This window comes from Geoglobus acetivorans (assembly GCF_039641995.1).
In the GTDB taxonomy this organism is placed as follows: Archaea; Halobacteriota; Archaeoglobi; order Archaeoglobales; family Archaeoglobaceae; genus Geoglobus; species Geoglobus acetivorans.
This window is the reverse complement of sequence record NZ_CP087714.1, coordinates 1,194,659-1,216,979: the sequence shown is the minus strand read 5'-3', so window position 1 is coordinate 1,216,979 and position 22,321 is coordinate 1,194,659. Positions and strand designations below refer to the sequence as shown.

At 43.7% G+C, this 22,321-nt stretch carries 18 protein-coding genes; 10 read left to right on the top strand and 8 right to left on the bottom strand.

The annotated features are described in order from the left end of the window. Positions 1-43: 43 nt before the first annotated feature. The 4 genes from LPQ35_RS07150 to LPQ35_RS07135 all read right to left on the bottom strand — a co-directional run bounded on the left by LPQ35_RS07150 (position 44) and on the right by LPQ35_RS07135 (position 4,341). A complete protein-coding gene (locus tag LPQ35_RS07150; RefSeq protein ID WP_193808184.1) occupies positions 44-1,030 on the bottom strand; it encodes a lamin tail domain-containing protein in 987 nt (328 codons plus the stop codon). A 744-nt stretch (positions 1,031-1,774) separates the two neighbouring features. Next, a complete protein-coding gene (locus tag LPQ35_RS07145) occupies positions 1,775-2,203 on the bottom strand; it encodes a DUF365 domain-containing protein (RefSeq protein WP_193808183.1) in 429 nt (142 codons plus the stop codon). A 5-nt stretch (positions 2,204-2,208) separates the two neighbouring features. Then, entirely contained in the window at positions 2,209-3,900 is a 1,692-nt protein-coding gene (locus LPQ35_RS07140; protein WP_193808182.1) for a GmrSD restriction endonuclease domain-containing protein, read from the bottom strand. Continuing rightward, on the bottom strand, positions 3,901-4,341 hold the full coding sequence (locus tag LPQ35_RS07135; protein WP_193808181.1) for an EVE domain-containing protein: 441 nt from the start codon (positions 4,339-4,341) through the stop codon (positions 3,901-3,903). Between the two features lie 133 nt (positions 4,342-4,474). On the opposite strand from LPQ35_RS07135, the gene LPQ35_RS07130 reads away from it, so the two are divergent. The 5 genes from LPQ35_RS07130 (at position 4,475) to LPQ35_RS07110 (ending at position 14,094) form a co-directional block, all read left to right on the top strand. Then, entirely contained in the window at positions 4,475-8,416 is a 3,942-nt protein-coding gene (locus LPQ35_RS07130; protein ID WP_193808180.1) for an Eco57I restriction-modification methylase domain-containing protein, read from the top strand. Between the two features lie 452 nt (positions 8,417-8,868). Beyond that, entirely contained in the window at positions 8,869-9,309 is a 441-nt protein-coding gene (locus LPQ35_RS07125) for a hypothetical protein (protein WP_193808179.1), read from the top strand. Between the two features lie 131 nt (positions 9,310-9,440). After that, on the top strand, positions 9,441-9,872 hold the full coding sequence (locus LPQ35_RS07120) for a DUF365 domain-containing protein (RefSeq protein ID WP_193808178.1): 432 nt from the start codon (positions 9,441-9,443) through the stop codon (positions 9,870-9,872). 39 nt (positions 9,873-9,911) lie between these two features. After that, positions 9,912-13,274: a helicase-related protein gene (locus tag LPQ35_RS07115; RefSeq protein WP_193808177.1), complete on the top strand. Its 3,363-nt coding sequence runs from the start codon at positions 9,912-9,914 to the stop codon at positions 13,272-13,274. Positions 13,275-13,407: 133 nt separating this feature from the next. Further along, positions 13,408-14,094: a hypothetical protein gene (locus LPQ35_RS07110; RefSeq protein ID WP_193808176.1), complete on the top strand. Its 687-nt coding sequence runs from the start codon at positions 13,408-13,410 to the stop codon at positions 14,092-14,094. A gap of 223 nt (positions 14,095-14,317) precedes the next feature. Here the strand turns inward: LPQ35_RS07110 and LPQ35_RS07105 are convergent, their stop codons facing one another. From LPQ35_RS07105 to LPQ35_RS07090, 4 genes are all read right to left on the bottom strand, one after another. Beyond that, positions 14,318-14,644, bottom strand: coding sequence for a hypothetical protein (locus LPQ35_RS07105; RefSeq protein WP_193808175.1), 327 nt, complete (start codon positions 14,642-14,644; stop codon positions 14,318-14,320). Positions 14,645-14,934: 290 nt separating this feature from the next. Further along, positions 14,935-16,185 carry a DUF2130 domain-containing protein gene (locus LPQ35_RS07100; protein WP_193808174.1) on the bottom strand — a complete coding sequence of 417 codons (1,251 nt, stop codon included), beginning with the start codon at positions 16,183-16,185 and terminating at the stop codon, positions 14,935-14,937. A 50-nt stretch (positions 16,186-16,235) separates the two neighbouring features. Further along, complete coding sequence (locus LPQ35_RS07095) at positions 16,236-16,388, bottom strand: hypothetical protein (RefSeq protein ID WP_193808173.1); 153 nt, start codon at positions 16,386-16,388, stop codon at positions 16,236-16,238. Positions 16,389-16,583: 195 nt separating this feature from the next. After that, positions 16,584-17,201 carry a hypothetical protein gene (locus LPQ35_RS07090; protein WP_193808172.1) on the bottom strand — a complete coding sequence of 206 codons (618 nt, stop codon included), beginning with the start codon at positions 17,199-17,201 and terminating at the stop codon, positions 16,584-16,586. 96 nt (positions 17,202-17,297) lie between these two features. Between LPQ35_RS07090 and LPQ35_RS07085 the strand changes: the two genes are divergently transcribed. The 5 genes from LPQ35_RS07085 to LPQ35_RS07065 all read left to right on the top strand — a co-directional run bounded on the left by LPQ35_RS07085 (position 17,298) and on the right by LPQ35_RS07065 (position 22,190). Next, positions 17,298-18,317 (top strand): hypothetical protein, encoded by a 1,020-nt coding sequence (locus tag LPQ35_RS07085; protein WP_193808171.1) that lies wholly within the window; start codon positions 17,298-17,300, stop codon positions 18,315-18,317. 20 nt (positions 18,318-18,337) lie between these two features. Continuing rightward, complete coding sequence (locus LPQ35_RS07080) at positions 18,338-18,721, top strand: hypothetical protein (RefSeq protein ID WP_193808170.1); 384 nt, start codon at positions 18,338-18,340, stop codon at positions 18,719-18,721. A gap of 69 nt (positions 18,722-18,790) precedes the next feature. Beyond that, entirely contained in the window at positions 18,791-19,486 is a 696-nt protein-coding gene (locus tag LPQ35_RS07075) for a DUF6293 family protein (protein ID WP_193808169.1), read from the top strand. Between the two features lie 164 nt (positions 19,487-19,650). After that, the gene (locus tag LPQ35_RS07070) at positions 19,651-20,676 is read left to right on the top strand and encodes a DNA recombination protein RmuC (RefSeq protein WP_193808168.1); all 1,026 of its coding nucleotides are present in this window, start codon (positions 19,651-19,653) and stop codon (positions 20,674-20,676) included. Next, positions 20,673-22,190 carry an MBL fold metallo-hydrolase RNA specificity domain-containing protein gene (locus LPQ35_RS07065; RefSeq protein WP_193808167.1) on the top strand — a complete coding sequence of 506 codons (1,518 nt, stop codon included), beginning with the start codon at positions 20,673-20,675 and terminating at the stop codon, positions 22,188-22,190. The genes LPQ35_RS07070 and LPQ35_RS07065 overlap by 4 nt, the downstream gene beginning before the upstream one ends. Positions 22,191-22,321 lie beyond the last annotated feature (131 nt).

The following is a 22,321-nucleotide window of genomic DNA, read 5'->3' as shown; positions in this document are numbered from 1 at the left end:
TGCCAAAGAACCATTCAAAAATAGATCAAAAATCTCCTTTCATTCACCACTCATAGCTATCCATCAGCTCCCCCTCACTGTTGTAGAGGTAAGCGGTATCGTGATCGTTGTTCCAGATAGCCCTTCCAGAATTCCAGAAAAGGTCGGTTGAGTTGTCAAAACCCTTGCCCGTGTGAAGAACCACTTGCTCTCCGGGATCGAGGATAACATCTGGGAAGATGTAGTACTTGCCCGACTCGTCCTGTATTTTCCAGCCGTAGAGCGATACTGGAGTGCTGCCGGTATTGGCTATGACCACATACTCGTCATTCAGGCACTCCCTGTCATCAGTTGCTCCACAAGCGTCGTAATTGACTGAGAGAATCTCAACTACAGGTGGTGAGTAGCTCCAGAGTCCGGCTTTATTCAGCTTAGCCTCTTCTTCGAGCTGCCTGTAAAGACCTCTCTTCGAGAACTCTGCCTCGCAGTAGCACCTCGCATAACCCTCTTTGAGCATAATGGCTCCGAAGTCCTTACCATCCACGTAAACATATGCCAGGAGCCTTCCATAGATATCTCTGAGATCTGCTTTCTCGTCCGTCTGAACCACAACCTGCTTTCCGTCGAGCAGCTCTCTTGCCTTATCCTCAGCTTTTCTGCCCCAGACTGCGAGATATTGCATGTCGGCTATGCCATCATACTCGCCCTTTCTGTTTCTCTCCGCATCAGTTTCCGGGCAGTCTATTCCCAGGATTCTGATTCTTTCCTTAGTTCCATCCTGAAAGATGACGTCAATCGTGTCGCCGTCGACAACGTAAACCACTCTTGCGGTGTAGTTCTGGCCGGGCTGAATTGAGAGTTTTTCAGCAGTTGGTGTGGGGACGGGTGTCTGTTCAGGGGGTAGGGATTCTGGCGAAGTTGAGAGTGGTATGGGTGATGTGGCAACTGGAGCTGGAGTTGCTGTGGGTTGAGTGTTTTCGTTTGTTTGAGAACAACCCACAATTATTAACGAAAGCAATATCAAAAACAGGACAATAGCCCTAGGCCGCATTAAAAGGAAATAAGTTGATAGGCGAATTTAAAGATTTCTTAAGCATGCTAATCTCGTTTCTTTCCATCATGCACATACCACAGCAACAGAGGAATCCAGTATCCTAAGAAGAGTCCAGCATAATGAGCTCATATGTTAATGAAGCCCCTGTCAGTCAAGATTATGCTCGGAAACGATCCCACAATGGCCAATAAATATGGAACAAGAACCAGTAAGCTGCTTTTGGGTTTTAAATTCTTAATTACGAACCAAAATGCAATCCCCACCAAAATTGAGATCAGAATCAAAAAAGTATAATAGCTGTAGACAATTGCCACAATTAAAACTCCGAGAAGAAATACGAGAAAGAACGGGAATACGTTAGGCACAGACTTCGAGCGTAATAACAATGCCGCCGAGAATGAATACAAACCGACAAAGCCAGAAACAATTCCAGAAAAAATCCAATTGCTTCTAATTTGGCAAGTGCTACTGCAATTGGGATAATCGTGAACAATGCGACAAACGACATCCAGAACAGTTTCTCTTCTCGCAAGCTTTTGAGTAAAAGGAAGGAGAGATATGCAAATACCAGATATGCCAGAATGTTCACCAAGAAATGGTCCAAATCGTAATGGATGAAATTTGATGCATATATGGCCATAATTCCGGATGTTTGAATAGAACCTAGCTTCACAATAAAAAGGACGGAGCAGATTATTACAGGTAAAAGTAATACCAGATATTTGAAGAAGGTAAGGCGATTCATTCTCTCAGATACTGCCCCCCAACAGGCACAAACCTCTTCGGCTTTACCGGCTTATCGTATTTCTTAATGTCTTCAAGCTCTATAGCCATCCAGAGCTTTTTCTTTTCTTTACCTCTGCTTTTCCATCCGGATCTCCACCTTTCCTGAGATTTGAGGTAATCCTTGAGTTCTTCTCTGGTTAAGAAAATTCTGTCGCCGTAAGTCTCGAAGAACTTCATCGGATCCTCCTGCAGAAGAATTCTCTTAATCTTAGCCTCACCAACAAACCCCGTATCCTCGTGGGATTGATAAAAAACGAACTTCATTCCGGGTTTTAGCTGCTTCCAAACAGTTGCAGGCTTGACGAAAACGTCTTTGCCTTCCTTGAAAAAGCGATCCATGAACTGCTTGGGAATTGGGTAAGTTACGCCTACAATTTCAGACATCTAAATCACCCCAATCCCTTTCTTAAAGAATCCAAAAATCGGTTGATTCCGTCAACTAAAAGTTCCGCTCGTCGTTCTAGAAATCTTCTGTAATTTTCGACATGCCATAGTTCCTCCTCTACCGGGATAAACTGTTGTTTGAGCATCTCCTCAGTTATGTTATGTTTTTTAATGTAGTCGTGGGGTTCAGTTTTAAACACTCTTTGCTTCGGATTGAGAATGGTTATGTTTGCAAGAGAGTTTATTTCCTCTTCCCTGATTTTATCCTCTTCACTCAACTTCTCGTTATATTTTTTGAGAACGTTCTTCGGGAAGAAGTGGTGCCATTGTGGTTTAAATTCTGAAAATCGTGTATCTTTTCCAACAAAACCAATTTTAACCTTTTGCTTCCAGTCTATAGCACCATTGTTATAGATTGTGAGATATAGCAGAAATCTCATGAATCGGTCTTTTGTGTAATCTTTCAAGACATCCTCCTTTTTTATCTTTCCTTCCACTTGCAACTTGTTCAGCAACTTTTTTATGGCATCCTCAAATGACACGGAGTTGCCAATACTTTTCAAATCTTCGCTTATTTTTGTAGCTGACATGCTACTGTATCTTCCATCCCAAGTCGCAAGAATGAACCAGTATAGTGCCTTATTTCTGTCAAAATCATCTTCAAATTTCTCGTAAAGAGCGACCAATGGAATCAATACATATTTTGAGACCATAATGTCTGTGGAGAGTATACCAAAATCATTCAGAATCTTACTGATGGTTGTCAGAGACTCTCTAGTCCTTTTCCAATACTTATTGAGATCGAATTCCCTTGACCAGAACTCCTTACCTACCTCTGACAATCTTACTGTCCTTTTTGGGGAGATTGCCGAGAGCATTCTGATCACAAAGTTCGGATCGAGTTCGAATCCAAATTCTTCCTTGAGATCCACTAAAAATGGCAAAAATTCATCTCTAATCCAGCCCTGATGTTCTATGGAGAGCAAAGCAACCATGATATCTGCTTCTTTTACTTTAGTTCCTTTAGTGTTAACTCTATCAAATATTTCGATTACATCATCAACATCATGAGTCGTTTTCAGAAAAGTCACTTCATATTTTTCCAATTTCTCCTTTAGGTTTTTGAGTAAATCTCTGATTTTGTCTCTGGTTTTCTCAGACGTGAGTTCTAACCATTGAGGATCATTTTTGAGGGCTTGTGCACCTTCGGGAAAATATTCTTCGTCAGTCGATATTTCCTTTACAAGTTTTCTCAGTTTTTCATCGTCCATGTTCAGAAGTTCTCTTATTGGAATCCATTTTCTGTCTTTTTTTCTCACTGGATTAGCAACAGCAAATTCAAGGCCCGTCAAGTCCTTATTAACCTTCACCATGATGTTATATTTTTCCAAGATTTTATCCCAAGGTTGTTCCCTTTCGTTCCACCACGGAGGTTTTATACCATACAGGATACAAAATGATGTCATCCTCTGTTGTCCATCGAGTATCCAAGAAGTGAATTTATGATAATCCCCAACTTTAGGAGTGTGCTCACCCTCCCATACCAATATTACTCCTATCGGGTACTCTTTCCATATGGATTCGGCAAGATCTCTAACCTGTTGAGGACTCCAGACAAATCCTCTCTGAAATTCTGGTATGTTGTATTTTCCTTCTTTGATATCTTTAATGATTTCTTTGATTTTTGGGGGATTCATTTACACACCTCCTACAATTAATTTGTAATCCTCCTCAGGAATCTCCCTCATCGCCTTGCCCATCAGGTGGCCGCTCCACCTCTTCTTGTTGGTGATGAACCTCAGCTTTGGAATCAGGGGTTTGAATTCAACAGGCTTATCGAAGATTTTTACCGGTTTGAGTTTAATTCTGAGCGGGAAAGTTTCATTTCCCATGCCTTTTGGAGACTTGAAAATCCTGCCTGAATCCCTGAAAACTTCAGAAGCTGCCTCGTAAACTGCCACAATTCTCGGTTCTTTGATTTCATCTTTATTTCTCTCCTGTTTCAGGTAGATTAGGAGTTTGTCTCCCGGTTTAACTCTTGCAATTGTGTTTTTGTGCCTCTCTGGCACTCCCCAGATGTTTTTCTGCTTTATAACTTTCCAGTTATCTTCGTTGGTTATGCAGAACCAGTAGGCCATAGAATCACCTGCTACTCTCTAACTAAGGAAAAGCACAATAAAAATTTTGTTATATTTTTTTGAATTCCTACCAAAAACAATATTTAGAGATTTTACTGAGAAGAACTTACCATACAAAAATGGGGGGAATAGCGTGACGGTAAACTTCCAACAAAAGACAATTGGAGCTAATGACGATCTCGCTGGAGAAATACAGAAGGTTCTTGACAATCTCAAAGGGTTGAGCGATGAAGATGCGAAAAACTTGTTTAGGCGGATTTTCTCTCTACTTAAATTTGAGCCATCAAATGTTCAATTCTCAATAGGGATTAAACATGATGGGAGAGAAATTGAGTTAAGAGCTGAAGTTATTGCTGAAACTAAGCCAAAAGATGCAGAGCCATTTAGGATAATGTATCTCTCGTTACCTAAAATGACAAAGACGTTGAGAAGAGAGATCGTCAAAGCTTTTGTTGATTGGGATGAGAAATATGCGAATTTTATCTTAATAATACGTGTAAACGATACTTGGCAGATTATCTCTCCAGTTTACATTAAAGAAACTGACAGGCTTGAGTTGAGAGTATATATTGTCGGTGAAGGTAAGGCACATAGAACTCCTTCAATTGCCCTTTCAAAATTAAGGCTCGACAGCCCCGGCACCCCGGCAATAGAGGTAAGAGAGAAGGTTAATGAGGCTTTCAGGGTTAAGACTCTCACTGAGGATTTCTTTAAAGATTACCAGAAGTTCTACAACGAGCTGAAAGATTTGGTTGTAAGAAGGTATGGAAGCAGGTTTGAGGAAGCATACACGGGCAGAGACAGCATTCCCAAAGAAATCTTCGTGATGAGAGCCGCCAAAACCTTCACGCACTCCCTGCTCAACAGGCTGATGTTCATCTACTTCCTCCAGCGGAAGGGCTGGCTTGCCGGCAGGAAGGACTTCATCGTCTGGCTATGGGAGAGGTACGTAAGCACACTCGACAGGAACGAGGATGGAGAGCCTGTGTTCAGGGATGAGTTCTACAGCCACTATCTGAGACCTCTGTTCTTCGACGCAATGAACAAGCCAAAGGAAGAGAAGGTGGGGCTCTTCTACCACCTGCCGAGAGAGGTTGCTGAGGCGTTCGAGGAAATACCTTACTTCAACGGCGGGCTTTTCGAGATGGCCAGAGAAGGGGACGTGGTTGTTGATGAGATCGTCGTGAGTTTGCCTGACGAGGCAATTAAGAGTGTGATATTCGACTTTCTTGAGCTGTACAACTTCACGGTCAGCGAGAAGACTCCTCTGGAGGTTGAGATTGCTGTTGATCCCGCGATGCTCGGCCACATTTACGAATCGCTGATCGCTCAGGAGGAAGGGGCGAGGAAGAGCTCGGGCATCTTCTACACCCCTGAAGCTGAAGTGGACTTCATGGTGAGGATCGCGATTCTGGAGTACCTGCTTACAAACCTCTATGAAAAGCATGGTGGAGATAGAGACGAGGACGAGTTCAGGCAGGCGATTAGAGAGGAGCTCGTCAGGTTCATCTGGAACAGTATGGATGGTAGAATCAGGGATGAGCTCAGAGAGGATGTCAAAGAGTTGCTTAAGAAGGTCAGGATAGTTGATCCGGCGTGCGGTTCTGGGGCGTTCCTCGTAGCGGCCTTCAACGTTCTCAGGGAGCTCCGCAGGAAGCTCGGCCTTCCGGTAGATTATGAGGGCAAGAAAGAGATCATAAGAGAGAACATCTTTGGGGTGGATATTAAGGGCTGGGCGACGAGGGTTGCGGAGCTGAGGCTGTGGCTCGCCCTGATTGAGGATGAAGATGCTCTACCAGAGAGACCTTACGTTGATCTTCAGGATAATAGAAGGAAAGAGTTGCCGATCCTTCCAAACCTGAAAGCCAACATCAAAACCGCCGACTCGATCGTTCCCAAGGAGATAGAGGTGGACGGGAAGAGGATCGTTCTGCCGAGGCATGTTGTTGACATGCTGAGAACCAGAATGAGGGCAGTCGGCCCAACCATAAAGGCTGAACTGAAGAAAATATTTGACGGAGAGGTTGAAGAGCCTGAGAAGAAGCTGAAAGAGACCATGAACGGGGTCTTCAGAGGGTTCATTGAGAATCTTTATTCTTCCAGCAGGAGAGTTCAGGCCACTCTTGATGGCGAGGTTCTGCACAACCTCGTGGAGGAGGAAAGGGAGCTGATAAGAAAAATCTACGAGGCCTACAGAAACAACAGAAATGTCGAGGTTCCGTTCATCTGGCAGATTGACTTTGCACAGGTTTTTGCGGAGGGTGGATTTGATATTGTAGTCTCAAATCCTCCATACGTCAGGCAGGAGAAGATCTACCCTGAATATCTGGACCTCAACGAGTTTGAGAAGCTCAGCAGTTCCGAGCAGAAGAAGCTCAAGAGCTGGTATAAGAATGCGGTTCAGGAATCTGTTAAGGAGGTCGTGGAATCAATTTATGGAGACAAGTTCGAGCTCCCCGGGAGGTCTGACCTGTACGCCTATTTCTTCGTGCACAGCACCATGCTCCTCAAGCCCCACGGCGTGCTGGTTTACATCACCTCCAACTCTTGGCTGGATGTCGAGTTTGGTGTGAAGCTACAGGAGTTCTTCCTGAGGTATGGAAAGCTGAGATACGTTTTCGACAGCCTGTACCGCTCTTTCGAGGAAGCGGACATCAACACGGTGATAACCGTCTTCGAGAGGAAGGATGTGGACGAGGCGAGTGTGCTCGACGGCCACTACATCAACTTTGTCTTGCTTAAGAAGACGTTCGAGGAGCTGACGACAGACGACGTAGCCGAAGTGGTGTCAGTCTATCCCCTCCACGTGGATAAGGCTGGAGAGGTTAAGCACTATGAGGTGTTTGGGGCTAAGCTCCACTTCTATGAAGGAGAGGTTGCGAGGATAAGATATATTACAGAGAGGGAGCTCGCCAAGCTTGGAAATGCCACATTCAACGGTGAGTCGCTTGGGAAGTATGAGGGTGAGAAGTGGGGGGGGTTGCTGATAAGAGCTCCGGAAATCTTCTACAAGATCGTGGACAAGAATAAAGACAAGCTTGTCAGACTTGGAGAAATTGCTGAAGTAAAGTTCGGTATTAAGACCGGGGCTAATGATTTCTTCTATCTGAAGAGGTTGGTAAAAAGACCTGTCTGTGAGTTGTGTGGAGTTGTGCACGAAGAGGATAATCTACTGCCTGTGGAGAATGGAGCTGGCTGGAAAGGATACATCGAGAGAGAATTTTTGAGGCTGGTAATAAAAAGCCCTCAGGACATACCAAAATATATGGTGTTTAGTGATAATACTACAGTACTCGCTTTTATGTGCTTGCTTTCGAAAAAAGAGCTTCAACAGCGAAACTACATACATGCTTTAGAATATATCAAACGTGCGGAGAACTCTTTAATGAGTTGTTCATCTAACTCTAAGCATAAGTTGTTTTATTCACAACACGATGGCATTGCGTCTTGCCCTCAATGCGGAGCTCGGGCAATACCGTTTTACAAAAGACCAAGTGTAGCTAATAATAGGCCATACTGGTGGTCTATAAACGTTAAAGAGATAAGCAAAATTTTGTGCATGATGAGTTATAATGATAGATACCCTTTTTGGCTGAATAACTTAGCTCTATGTGATGCTCGATTGTACAATATATACTCAAGTGAAGATGAACTAATATTATTTGGACTTTTAAATAGTAGTTATATACCTTTAATGGTGGAATTGTTTGGTAGAGCAAATTTGGGAGAAGGGGCACTAGATTTTAAAGTATATGAAGCAGAATTATTGCTTATTATAAATCCTAAAATAATTAGAAATCTAAATTTGGATAATAGAATAAAATCTATCGTAAGAGAAATTGTCAATCGTGATGTAAAAACTATATTCGAGGAGTTTGGTTTCTCAAAACCCGATGATGACTTTAATAACATAAACATAAAAGATCTCAAATTAAATTGGATTCTGAGAGATCGAAGAAAATTGGATGAAATTATATTTGAAGTTCTAGGATTAAACGAGGAGGAACAGCTTCAGGTTTACAGATCAGTTATTGAACTCGTTAAATGGAGATTGTCAAAGGCAAAATCAAAATAACAATGGTGATTTTTTGATTTAAAAAAATAAAATAGAAATATTGACACTATTTCAATGAAGACGAAATGTGGATACTTGTTTAAAGCAAAGAAGAATAGTGGATCCGGTCAGCTCTGAAAGTTAGTTCTCGCAAAATATTGAGTTATTCTGTTGAAGACGGGCATACCGGTACGCTAAGAGAATTGTGAAATGATATTCCAGACAAAATCAAACAGAGAGTCACATATTCCGTACAGATAGATGAGATACTCACAACTTGATTCCGTATACGCAAAGAGTGGCGAAGAAAAGTGAAACAAACCATAGAAAGAACTTTTCTCGCGGTAAGAAACGATCGTGCGAGATTTTGCAAAAGTACTACCAGGTTTTTCATGTCTAAGGAGATGTTGTGGTATTGTACAGAACAGAAACAGAAAATATAATATATATTAGTTAAGGAATAACTACCCATTATGCCAGCCATAAAACCCGTGAATAAATACACGTCAAATGAATTCCATGAATGGCAGCGAGAAAATTTACCTTCACATTTTGTGATTCAAGATATAGACACTTGGGTAGTATGTGTGTCGGATTCTCGGCAAAATTACGAACCCATTTGTATTATAGAGCTCAAGAGATCATCAATAAAACCTGAGCATTGGAAACCTTTCCCAGAAGATAAACCAAACTACCTAGCTTTAAAAAAATTATGTGAACGAGCAAAGATACCCATGGTTATCATCTATTTCAAAAAAGGAGAACCCATTACAGACGAGTCTATATTGGCTATTTTTCAAGTAAAAGACGTCAGAGAGAGTGAGTCCACTGATGATTGGATAAAATTCCACAAAAAATTAATAAAAGCTGGTGAATTGAAAGAAAATTTTCCAAACTCGTTACTTGATCCTTGAGACCCATTAGCAATATTAGCCGAATTAAATAAAATATAATTTTAAGAACCGACAGAGCCCTTCCGGTAATATTATATGTCACGAAGTATGTTTTGATATCTACCCAGTTTAGAGAGTTAATGGTGGTAAATATGCCCAGAATTGCAGGAGTTACCTATCCTATACCAAAACCGTGCGTAAACAGGTTTTTTGAGAAGGATAAAAACGTCTTCGTTAAACCGGCCACTGTCTGGAAGCAGTTAAAGCCAGGCATGAAGTTTGTTTTTTATCAGTCGAGAGAAGATACAGGTTTTGTTGGAGAAGCCATCATAAAAAATATAGAAGTTGTTGAAGATCCGCTTAGAATCTTTGACAGGTACGGCGACCGTGTGTTCCTTACAAAAGACGAACTTAAAGAGTATGTAAAATCCCAAGAAAAATGGCGCTCTGGCTGGAGAAGTAGGGGGCAGCAAAAGAAGAAGCTCTGGCTCGTGATCGAGCTGGAGAACATAAGGAAATACGACAGGCCCGTAAAACCAAAAAAGTTTGTACCGGTGAGCGGACAGTACTTAAAAGAAGAATAGTCAAATCTTACCACAATCTAAAAAAGTGCTGGTGATTTAATGGATAAAAACTACATCCAGCTCCTCCAAGAAAGAGGACTGGTAGATAACAGAACCATCAAGCTCCTCGACGTTCTTAAGGAGGCCCTCACATGCGGGCTGTATCCAAGGATAGACATCACCGTAGGCTTCCTCTTCCTCTCAGGCCTCAAGGAGATTAAAGACGAGCTGAAGCAGTTCTTCGAGAACGGCGGGGAGATGCGAATAGTCCTCGGCAACGTCATGCAGGAGAAGACCTACGAACAGCTCGTCTACGCCTACAACTCAATCGAGAGGGTGAAGAAGATCCAGAGCAAGAGCATGTTCTCCAACGAAGACAGAATCAACCCAAATGCTGAGGCTTACAGCAGACAGCTCGGCCAGACCAGCCACACGAAAGAGAATCAGGAGATGGCCATGCTCCTGAAGAGCTGGCTCGAAAGTGGTCAGCTAAAGCTCAGAATTTACACTCAGGAATACATGCACGCCAAAACCTACCTCTTCCATGCGGAACGGGGCGTGAGCTTCGGGCTTGTCGGCTCAAGCAACCTGAGCCTTTCTGGTTTGATGGCCAACACCGAGCTCAACGCCCCCGTTGCTATGGGGCATTACAACACCCTCAAAAACTGGTTTGAGGAGATATGGAATCAGGCCGAGGACTTCAATCCCGCCCTGATTGAGGTTATAAGGAAAAGCTGGGCGGATCCGGAATACCTCCCTCCCCCCTACGAGGTTCTGATAAGGGGTCTGTACGAGCTCTTCAGGGATGTGGTTGATGCGGACATCAAGGGAATGTATATCACGACGCTGTTCAGCAAGCTCTACGAGTTTCAGATTGACGCAGCAAAAAGAGCCATTGCCATAGCAGAGAGGCTGGGAGGAGTACTGATAAGTGATGTAGTCGGACTCGGAAAGACCTACATAGCTTGTGCAACAGCCCACGATTTATCTTTAAGGAGCATGTATTCCGGAAAGCCATACAGAGTGGCAGTTATATCACCAAGACAACTCGTTAAATACTGGAAAAGCATGCTGGCTGCATTCAATATTGAGGGCGAGGTGTTTTCAGCCGGTTTACTTTCCATAGACGAAGAGCGTTCTGAAAACAAAAGGGTGATGATGGAATATGTCAGAGATAAGGCGGGAGTGGTCATTGTTGATGAAGCTCACAACTATGCGAACCCTGAGACTGAAAGCTACAAAACTTTAAAGAAAATTCTTGTCGGCAAACATGTTCTTTTGTTAACTGCAACACCCTACAGAAGAAACTATGGAGATATCATAAATCTCATCCAGCTCTTTGTCCATACTCCCACACCTCCATTCCAGGTTCCAGCAAAGTCTTGGACCGAATTGGCAGAGTTGATTCAACAGGGCAAAATCCCTCCAAGTTATGTTCTTAGAGAAGTGATGGTGAGAAGAACGAGGTATGACATCATAAAGCTGTATGGAGGAGAGCGAAATTGTATTAACTTTGGTGATAAGACACTATGTTTCCCAGAGCGTAGACTTAAAACCCTTACATACAGTATTTCAGATGTTTACGACCTGAGACTCCTACCAGATGTAGTATCTAAACTTACGAGAGGTAAACGCAGGATAGAAGATGTGTATGAACTTCTAATTGAAGGGATCAAAAACATGACCTATGCAAGGTTTAATCTCTACAAATACGTTCGCCCCGAGTACAAAAAAGTCAGACCATACTCAGAACTTTCTCAATCCGGAAATCTCAAAGGAATAACCAAAATGCTATTCCTCAAAAGACTTGAAAGTTCTTGGTATGCTTTCTACAAAACCGTGGAGAGGTCTCTCATAATTTCAAAGAATTTTGTTAAGTTTTTGAGGAGAGGTGTTGTTCCGGCTGGAGAAGATTATGAGGACATTCTGCTAAACCTACAGGAAGGAACACCGAAAGAGCTAACGTATCCTGAAGTTGACGCAGAGATTGCGAGAATTGGTATAAAATATGACGCTGACAAGTTCAATGTTGATGCTCTCCTAAGAGATGTGAATAGAGATATCGAGATTTTAGAAGCAATGTATGAGCTTGTAGAACCGCTTAAGGAGACGTTTGAAGAAAACCCACTGGAAGATAATAAACTCAGTGCTCTTGCTGGACTCATAGAAGACCTCATGCAAAATACTGGACAAAAAATCCTGATATTTAGTGAATATTCAGAAACGGTCGAATGGATTTACAGGGCTCTCGAAAGAATAGGGTTAACAAATAATTGGAGTATCGCGGCAATAACCTCCAAAACCAAAAACATTAACGAATTTGTGAAAAGATTTGCGCCCAAAGCCAATAATTATGCAACCGATGACCCCATCGACATCTTAATAGCAACAGATGTTCTAAGTGAGGGTCTCAACCTACAGGACGCCAATGTAGTTGTCAATTATGACTTGCACTGGACGCCTGTAAAGCTTATTCAGAGAATCGGAAGGGTGGATAGGATAGGCAGTGAACATGAGACAGTCTACATCTACAATTTCTTCCCCGAAACCTTACTCGACAGAAAACTTGGACTTGTTGAGAAAATTAAGACAAGAGTCAAAGAATTTGGAAGTGCCCTCGGTGCCGACGGCAAAATTTTGGAAGAAACAGAGGAATGGAACCCCTCTGCAATTGAAGCAATCTACGGAGGGGATGATAACTTCCTGAATAAGCTGGAAGAGGAGACTTCATTAGCTATTGCAGATGGTGCTGAATCTGTCTTAAGAAAGTTCATGGAAGAGTGGCCAGAAAAATTTGATGAAATCAAAAAACAATACTCAATGAGAAGCTGTTGTCACTGGAATGGAGAATACCCCCTTGCATTCTTTGTATGCACAAACGGTGTAAAAACGAATTATTACATATTGAGGCGGGATGGCGAGACATGGGAGCTCAATTTGGAAAGAAATATTGAGAAATTGCTAAAAGACACCGAATTGACTATCGAAACAAGACCATCCAGATTTCATGGTGAATTGTATTACAGCGCTGCAGAGAAAGCTATGCAGGTATTCAAACAGATGATCGAGGATACGGAGTCTGGTATTGAGCTGGCAGGAAAGAAAAAAGGAAAGAAACTCTCAAGGAAAAATCTCGACAGGCTTTACAAAATACTCTCATCGACAACAACTGAAGAAAGAAGTGAATTAAGTAAAATCTTCGATATGGCCAAATGGGCTGTCAAAAACGTAAAATCGTTTGATAGTGATTTTAAGAAGATTAAAACTAAAAGTGATAGCGAATTTATCGATGTGGTTAAGAAATTACTGCTTCAGTACAACATACCAGAAATGATGGCAATGTCGAAGGAAAGGTTAGAAGAATCTGGGAGAAAAGCGTTCGAGCCACACATCGTGGCAGGATTAATATTTGTACCGAAGTAACTTAGAGGATTTGTTTTAGCTACTGTATCCATAGTCTATTCAAAGGGCGGGTGGTGATCGGTGGAGGATCGAACCAAATCCCCTAACATAAGAACACAACCGTTATAGTGTTCAAAATCAACATCAAACAATGATGAACGAATTGATCAGGTTCAACAAAGAAACGTGCAACATATTATGGTCGCTCCCTGACGTGGATCACAAACCAATACTGGATTGCCCAAGGCTGATAATTCCGAGCAGAAGGGATAAACACAGGAGAATAAGCGAGCAGGAGGCGAGATTCGTATTTTGCAGCATTCTGAACAATTCTGATTTCTTTTACTCAATCGAAACACCAACCGAAAAGAAATACAAGATGAGCGGAGAAGGGATGAGGAGCGCCTCAACCGACCTCACCATCTACGAATACAGAGATGGCTTCAGAAAGCTCGTGAACGTTGAATTCAAGGCACACAACCCAAGATTCAGGGAGGTAGAAAAGGACATTAAAAAGCTGGTGGGTGAAGAACCAACAGGCAACTGGTTCCATCTTCTGAAGAACGTCAACAGCATGACCCTCAAAGCCCTTTTCGGCAAAATTAAAAACGCTCTTATAAAGAACTACAGCGATAGCATTTCCATACTGTTCTGCTTCTGCGTTCTCGATAAAAAATGGGCCTGTATGAAGCACTTTAACTGGAGTGGATCCGAATTACCACAAAAAGAAAAACAGGAAAAATACAGGGCTTTTGTTGAAGAATTTTTCAGGCTGGATTATTTTGTGAGACGGGAAGTGATTGTAGTGGATGAGAATGGCTGGATAGTCTACAGTAACTAATAGAAAATCATCGCAACTGCAAAGCCTGAGAATCGGGAAAAACAGAACGACCAAAATGCAAAATAGTTAAACAAGAGAAGATAGCACAATCTTAACCCATTTCCCTGTATCATCAGGCATCGCACAGGCATCTTCTCTCGCATTGTCCTCGCTGTAGTCAATCTGCGGAGGTTCGTAAGCATCCCTCAGCTCTTCAAATCTGAGTACATCAAATCATGTTTAATCACGTTACCAATATCAATAAGCCCACCACAGCAGAGCTGTAAACCAGCGAAATCAGGTAGAACCAGCCCGGCAGCGACTCTCTGCTGGCATAGGATGCCAAAGCAATCAGGCCCACAATCAGACCGATGTTGGCATACCGCACCAGCCACAGTGGGGCTGCTGCAAATGCGGCATGGATGTTTATTGCCACCGTATTGGCGAAGGTCGTAGTTCTTCCAACATAATGCTTTTCAACCAGCAGACCCACAGCGACAAGGCTCAGGGCTCCGAGCCTCTGAAGGAGCCAGACAGGCAGGACATGGGTTATCCAGAGAGTATCGAACATTTATTACCACTCTCCTCCTGATATCCTCCTATCATGCAGTATGGCCCACACGTATGCCGGTTCCCGAACAATAAGGTTGATATCGCCTGGTTTCTCTATCGGAACCATCCTGTAAGCCTTTTCGAAATCACTTCCATGTAAATTGTAATCCGCCCTGTTCGTAATGATGTAACTGCCTTCAACCCTGTATGTAAACTCCAGACCCTTTTTCGTCCTGAAAGTCTCGCCATCATGCTCCTTTATCCGTTCCTAGATTTCACTGAAAGGTGGTTTGGACAGGGATACCACCCCTATCCTGCCACAGCACCCAGAGCTTTTTTAAGGGAATCTAGGCTCTCCTCAAGAGACTCCTCGAGGCTATTCGCAATCTTCTCCACATCATCTATTGCCTTCTTTGCACTTCTACACTTCTTTTTGATCTCAGAAAGGTTGTAGAGTTCGTCATTTAGTTTATCCAATTCACTCATTACTCTATTAATAGCTTCCCTGTCAGCATCCCCTTCAGCCTTCAACTTCATCTTTGCCCACTGGTAGGCTACGTGCAGCATTTCTGGATGGAAAGTGTCCGCCTCTCTGCTCCCGAGTGCACAGACTAAGATGTTTCCATATTCGTTAAACCACCCAACGCTCTTAGGCAGAGCTTCAATGTATTTCGAGACGAAAACACCATAATCAGCACCCCTGTTTTCTATCGCCTCGCTGACTTCATCCTTGATTTTATTAAGAGATACATTTTGCCAGTCTTTGACTTCAAAAACTACCTTTTTCCCGTTTTCAAGTTCCACAACAAAATCACCCTTTTTGCTTCGAGGGATTTTTCCAACTTCATCCGTTGTTCTGATTATCGACTCACCAAATCCTACGCAGCCGCTGAGAATTTCCTCACATGCGTCTTCAAACACGTAACCCTTCAGTGTTGTGGCGTCAACCACTTCTTTTCTGCCCTCTTCTTTGCTGAGAATATCTCTGATCTCTTTGATTTCCCGGAGGATTTCCTTCTTCAACTTTCCTAATGGCGAATCGTCCTCCGCCGGATTCAGAAGCTCTTCGAGCCGTCCACCTCTGCCGAGATATTCTTCAAGCTTTTTACTGAACCTTCCAATGGGGCTGGTTTCGCTGTCTGGATTCAGCAGGCTTTCAAGCTTCCCGCCGCTGTCGAAATATTCCTTAAGCGATCTGACGAATTTTCCGAGAGGTGTGTTCTCCGTTTCTGGATCCAGAATATCCTCAATTTTGCCCCCTCTGTCAAAGTACTCCTTAACTCTCGACATGAAGACTCCCAAAAGGCTTGTTTCGAGATGGGGATCAAGTGTTTCCTCCAGCTTTGAAAGCATCTCTTCTATTTTCTTCTCCACGAAATCAAGATCCACGCCGATATTCATCCTTCTGTATCCCGTAACACCGATTTTCACAATGTCGACAAAAACTTCGAGTCTTTTGTCATCTTCAATATCCTGCAAAACCTCGAACAGTTCCCGGCTCTTTATCTCACACTGGATATAAACAGTCTCTCTATCATCTCCGAGTGTGATTCCCGACATTTAACACACCTCATTAGTTTCTATTCTTTTTCCCCTCCTGTTCCAATTCCTCAGCGGAATAAACCTGAAATTTCCGCTGTCACCATAATGAACATAAGAAGCAACCCCTCCTGTTTCCTTGCGACAATTATGAAACCCGGTTTCTTCAGCCAGCCCGCAACTTTCTTTTCGGCAATTCGCCCCCCGAGATACCAGTTTGTCATGATAATTGATTGTTTAATTAATACTTAAATTTTTCGTTAAACTATTACGGTATGGAGTTACATGACCCTGCTCTGGACGCCAAAAGTAAAAATGTGGTGAGCCCATGAATCTCACAGACCTCGTCAACAAAAATCGAACAGCACCACTCCTCAAAAAATAGAAATTTAAAGTTCTGTGGCACAGAAATCAAAGGGCTAGCTGTCTTTCTTTCTTTTCTTGTACTCAATAATCGACTCGAGGTCTTCGATCTGATCTCTGTACCATGCCACGAGCTCCTCAAACTCAGACATATCGAAATCCAGCTCATTTTCAATCTCTTCGAGGCATGAAACATCCTCTTTCTTCACCTTCTGTAGGGCGATGATCTCCCGGATTTTGTCTCTCTTCTTCTTTATCCTCTCGAGTTCTTCTTGAGCCACTTTAAGCCGTTCTTCCAGAAATTTCCTTTCCTTAGACAGGGTTACCTCGACAGGCTCTCTCTTTTTTGTCAACACTGGTTTGAGTATTACGGTGACTCTAAGCTCGGCCCAGTGCCTGATCTCATCCAGTACAATTGACTTGATTTGATGTGCAGCATCGGATGGCAGATCATATTCGGAAACGAGCTCTAACCGCGTCCATACTAATTCAATTCTATCTGAAGCCAGAAGCATTCTGAAGTCCTTCCTTATTCCATCGAAGACCTCATTCAGAAACTCTCTGTCATCTTTATCAAGCCCCAGGATGTATATTTTCTGGAGGGTTTCGATTTTTGCAACAAAGTTATTCCGTCCAAAATTGTGATAGAACGTTTTCAGTTTTTTAGCAAGCATGCTTTCTCCTCCCTTTTTAGCCCCGTATTGCATGCAGACAGGTTGTCGGGGCCAGGCAAACCTGCCTGCTGAGAGTGGGGGGCCGGAGGTGCGAAAATGTTGCGTGTAGAAGACGAGAGGTTGAAGCTGAGAGAATGCAGAACCTTTGGCTACTCGTGCCCCGTAGGAGACAGGTGCACGATTGCGGAGCTTAAAGAAAAAGCATGTGTGAGCTGCGTTGGCGAGATCAGGAGAATTCTGAGCGAAGAGGGGTTTTTTGTCGTTCCGGCTGGAAGAACAACTGTTGTGGTGGAGCCTGGCGTGGAGGGGGCGAGAACCGGCGAGGTTTTTGAGGGTGCCAAAATCTACGTGCTAAGCGATCCAAGTTCTGGGATTAGCAGAATAGACAGGCTGTTCATAACAGGCCTCAGGTTCGGGCTGACCGACGTCGTTCTGAACGACATTCCGGTTTACTCAGTTTACGGCCACTTCGGGAGTGATGCCCGTTACGCTCTCGCGAGGCTTATGGCGATTGTCAACGGGAAGTTTCTGGACGTGAATGGCAGGGTGACAGATGAAGAGAACTTGAAAAAAATGCAGAAAATGCTCATCGATATTGGCAGAGAGTTAAACTGCCGCATTGACGAGAGATACGCATTTTACAGCACATACTTCGATATATTCGATCCCATGGTGCCGAAAAGAATTCTGATCGTCTCCGAGAACGACTCGCTCCTCGGACCAATTGCCAGGTTCGCTCTCCAGAAAGCAGTGGACAAACGCGAGCTGGGAATTTTCGTTGACTCTGCAGCGTATTTGGAGTCAAAAGAGCTGCACGAATTTGCACGGGAAGTGATAGATAAGCTGTACGGAAACTCCAACGACTTCAAACCAAAATCGGTGGAGTGTCTCGAGTTCGAGGTTTTCAGACAACCCGTTCTCGACTACGACCTGATAATCGTGCTGGAGGAAAGGTTCAGGGACGGACTTCCGGAGGACAGAACTTTTTCGCTCGAAGAGCTGACAGGGTTGCGTGTGGGCATTCCTGAGGACATTTTTGAAGCTTTTGAAATAGCGGAAAAGCTCGAAAGAGAGTTTGAAAAGAAATTGTTCCACATACTGGAGCACGTTTGCTGATTTTTGAGGAGGTGACGTTTGTGGACAGAATCAGAATCCCTCCCGTTCTTTTCCAGAAGCTTATTGACGTCGAGCTACCCTACTATCTGTACTACCGCAAGAAAATAAATGACGTCGAGAAGGCTGATTACGTGGAAATCGTCTGCGATGGAACGGTGGTGAGAGCCGAAGCTGTTGCTGGAGAAAATCGTGTGTTTCTGGGAGAGGTGGACAGAAGAGAGCTTGAGAGAGTTGAAGAGCTCAGGCAAAAAGGACTGATAAAACCCGTCCGTTACATGGGTGAACCAGAGGGTAAGGCTCTCTGTCCGGTGTGCGGTGAGCCGGTTTCTGAAAGCTGGGCATACTACGTGGGCCATTACTACCACAGTGATTGTTTCAAAAAGGCCTACAGGAAGTTCTGGTGAGAATAAACTCTCCTATTTTTTATTTAGCTTGAACGCAAAATTTAAGTATTACTGATCCTATCAATCAATATGCCCGTAACCCAGATCACGTTCATCGGACACACAAGGGAAAGGATTATCGAATCCATCCGCGCCCTCAGGGAACTGCCCGTCACCAGAATCATTCTCGCAGTTGGAAAGCCTGACACGAGTGGTGAGAGGAAGGCCAGAAGAGTTGCCCGGGAAATTGCAGATGAGCTCAAAACAATATTTGACGTCGAGATTGTGGAGATTGACAAGAAAAACATCATGAACGCTGTTCTCGAGCTTGTGGAGGTGGCAGAGAGAGAGCGGGAGAATGGTAATGAGGTTGTGTTCAACGTCTCGGGCTCTCTCAGAACTTTCGCAATTGCAGCATACATTGCCGCGAGCATCACGAATTCAAGGGTGTTCTCCTCAATTCCGAAATACGGTGAAAACGATGAGGAAGAAGGAATAGAGGAGATCGTGGAACTGCCCATCCTACCGGTAAGCTTTCCCGGAAAGGAGCAGATGGAGATTTTGAAAGCCATAGGAGACGGTGTATCTTCCCTCGATGAGCTGGTAATAAAGCTCAATCCAGAAATTGACAGGGGAAGCAGAGAGTTCCAGAGTGAGAGGAGCAGGCTGAGCCACCACCTCTCAAAGCTTGAAAGGGCAGGGTTTGTCAAGAGAGAGAAGCATGGCAGAAACGTGAAGATAATGCTTACGGAACTCGGAAAGGCGATAACTGCAGCTCTAAACTGAGATTAGTGTTTTCTGCATCGAAACTGCATGTTTTATCCTCCAATTTGTATCTCCGTGAATCCTTTCAGTGTTCATCATACATCGAACTCGTTTTCGATCCATGCATTTTTAAACTTGAACAAAAAGTTTAAGTAATATCAAATCAATCAACCTCAGGTGGTGAAATGCAGGTCGCGGAATTCTACGACATATTGCTGCCGATCACCGTTCTTGCAGTTCTGGGGTATGTGATCCTCAAGCAGAGGAATGCTGAAAGCAGGATCGAGGAGGTCAGCAGGAAATTCGAAGATTTGAACAGAAGTTTGCCAGAATGGGTTGAAGGTGCTGTTGCAAAAACGTTCCAGAACTCGGCAGGAGTTTTCGAAAGTCTCTTTGCATCGGCCATAACAAAGAATTCAGAAGTGATAAAGGGTGCCTTTGCAACCTCCCTGAAAGAGCTGGGAATTCAGGAGGATCTTGGAAAGCTGAGTGAAGCTTCTGCAGATCTCAAGGCGATAACCTCCGACCTGAAAACAATGTTTCAGGTGAAGCATGCGAGGGCAAAATTTGGCGAGCTCCAGCTCGAAAGCTTGCTGAAGGACATCTTTCCAGCTTCTCGCATTCAGTTTCAGAAAAATATTGGAGTTGGTATTCCGGACGCATGCATTCTTGTAGAAGATGGCAGGTATCTCTGCATAGACTCAAAATTCCCGCTTGAGAACTTCAGGAAGTACAGTGAGGCGAATAGCGAATCTGAGAAGGAGAAGTACTGGAGAGATTTCATAAAAGACGTGAAAAATCACATTGAGGAGATCAGGAAGAAGTACGTGGGGAAAGAAAGCACTCTTGACTTTGCTTTCATGTTCGTTCCATCTGATGCGATATTCCACCACCTCGTCTCTGAATCTCCAGACATTGCAGTTGAGGCATCCAAGGCAGGAGTAATTCTGACATCTCCTTCAGTGCTTCCAGCCTACCTTTCTCTAATCTCTGCCAGAATAAAGGCTGAAGAGATCTCAAAGAGAGCTGACGAAATCCAGAATAAAATAAATGTGCTTGGCAGCTACATCAATGATGTTGATTCTAGATTTGAAACGCTCTCAAGACACGTTAGCAACGCCTACAGTAACTTGTCAAAAGTCCAGCAATCCATAGCCAGTCTAAAAGGGTATTATTCTACAATTGCCAAGCTTGAGGAGGTAGAAGAATGAAAATAACAGTTTACGATGGTGCGACAACAATCGGCGGGAACAAGATCTACGTTGAAGAAGACGGCAGGGGAGTTTTTCTGGACTTCGGCATGAACTTTGCGAAATACAGCCAGTATTTCCAGGAATTTCTGACAGAGAGGAGCGGAAGGGGCATTCACGACCTCATTCACCTCGACCTGATTCCGAAGATAAATGTTTACAGAAAGGACCTGATACCATCCGATCTGGACACTTCATCATACCCTAAGCTCAATGTCGGGGCAGTTCTTTTGAGCCATGCCCACATGGACCACTGCGGGAACATCGGCCTGCTCAGCGAGAACATCGCCATAGTCTCCTCACCAATATCGGTTGCCATCCTCAAGGCATTGAGGGATTCCTCACAAGCAAAGATTGGATCGGAGATAGCGTACTTCTCTCCCAGAGCGCCTCAGGAGAATGGAAGGTACCTCAAATCCAAAAGCGGCAATTATGTGGGACGGAAATTCGTGTGCACTTCTGAATTTTCTGATGATCTCATGGAGTTCGTCTCAAGCAGACCCGGGACAAAAGGTATTGTGGATGGAGAAGTGACCCACATATCTGACACCGCACTACCGTTCGAGGTCAGGGCTTTTGAGGTTGATCACTCAATCTACGGGGCCAATGCATACATCATCTACGGGGATGTGGCAGTATCGTATACCGGAGATCTCAGGCTTCACGGCAGAAACGCTGCCAAAACAAGGGAGTTCGTCAAAAATAGCAGGGATGCGCGGGTTCTGATTACAGAAGGGACAAGAACTTCGAGAGATGACGAGAATGAATCTGAAAAAACAGTATTTGAGAACTGTCTCAGGGCTGTTGAAGAGTCGAAAGGGATCGTAATAGCTGATTTCTCACCGAGAAATTTTGAAAGGCTTGAAACTTTTCTGAAAATTGCACGAAAAACTGGGAGAGAGCTTGTTGTAACTGCAAAAGACGCCTACATGCTTCATGCCATCGAGTGTGCTGATGGAGTTTGCAGGCTGGAAGATGCTCGAATTTATTACGAAATTAAAGACAGGTCAAGAGCCAAATGGGAAACGGAAACCATCATGAAGAGGTGGGGTGAAAAGTTCGTCGATCCAGCAGAGATTTCGAAAAATCCAGAGAACTACATTCTCTGCTTTTCATTCCACGACATGAAGCATCTGCTCGACATAAAGCCGGATGGTGGAGCGTACATCTACTCTTCGAGCGAGGCGTTCAGCGAAGAACAGGAGTTCGACTTTCTCAGACTGTACAACTGGCTGAGAGAATTCAATCTGAGGGTCTACGGCTTCAGGATGGTGCTGAAAGATGGAAAACTGGCTCCTGAGTTCATAAAGGGCTACCACGCCTCAGGGCATGCCTCAAAAGAGGATCTGAGGTGGATAATCGAGCAGATTGATCCGGATGTGATCATTCCGGTGCATACCACAAACCATGAGTGGTTTGCGGAAAACTTTGAGAGTGTGGTTGTGTTTAGAGATGGTGGGAGAGTGGGGGTCTGAGTATACACTTGAAACACCATATCAGAATTTTTCTGATAAAATTGACCACGAAACAGTGTTTGAATTTAGCGAGAGAAGATTGTATGGAGTGTAGCAAAATTATTTTGAGATATTACGCTGATTATGAACAA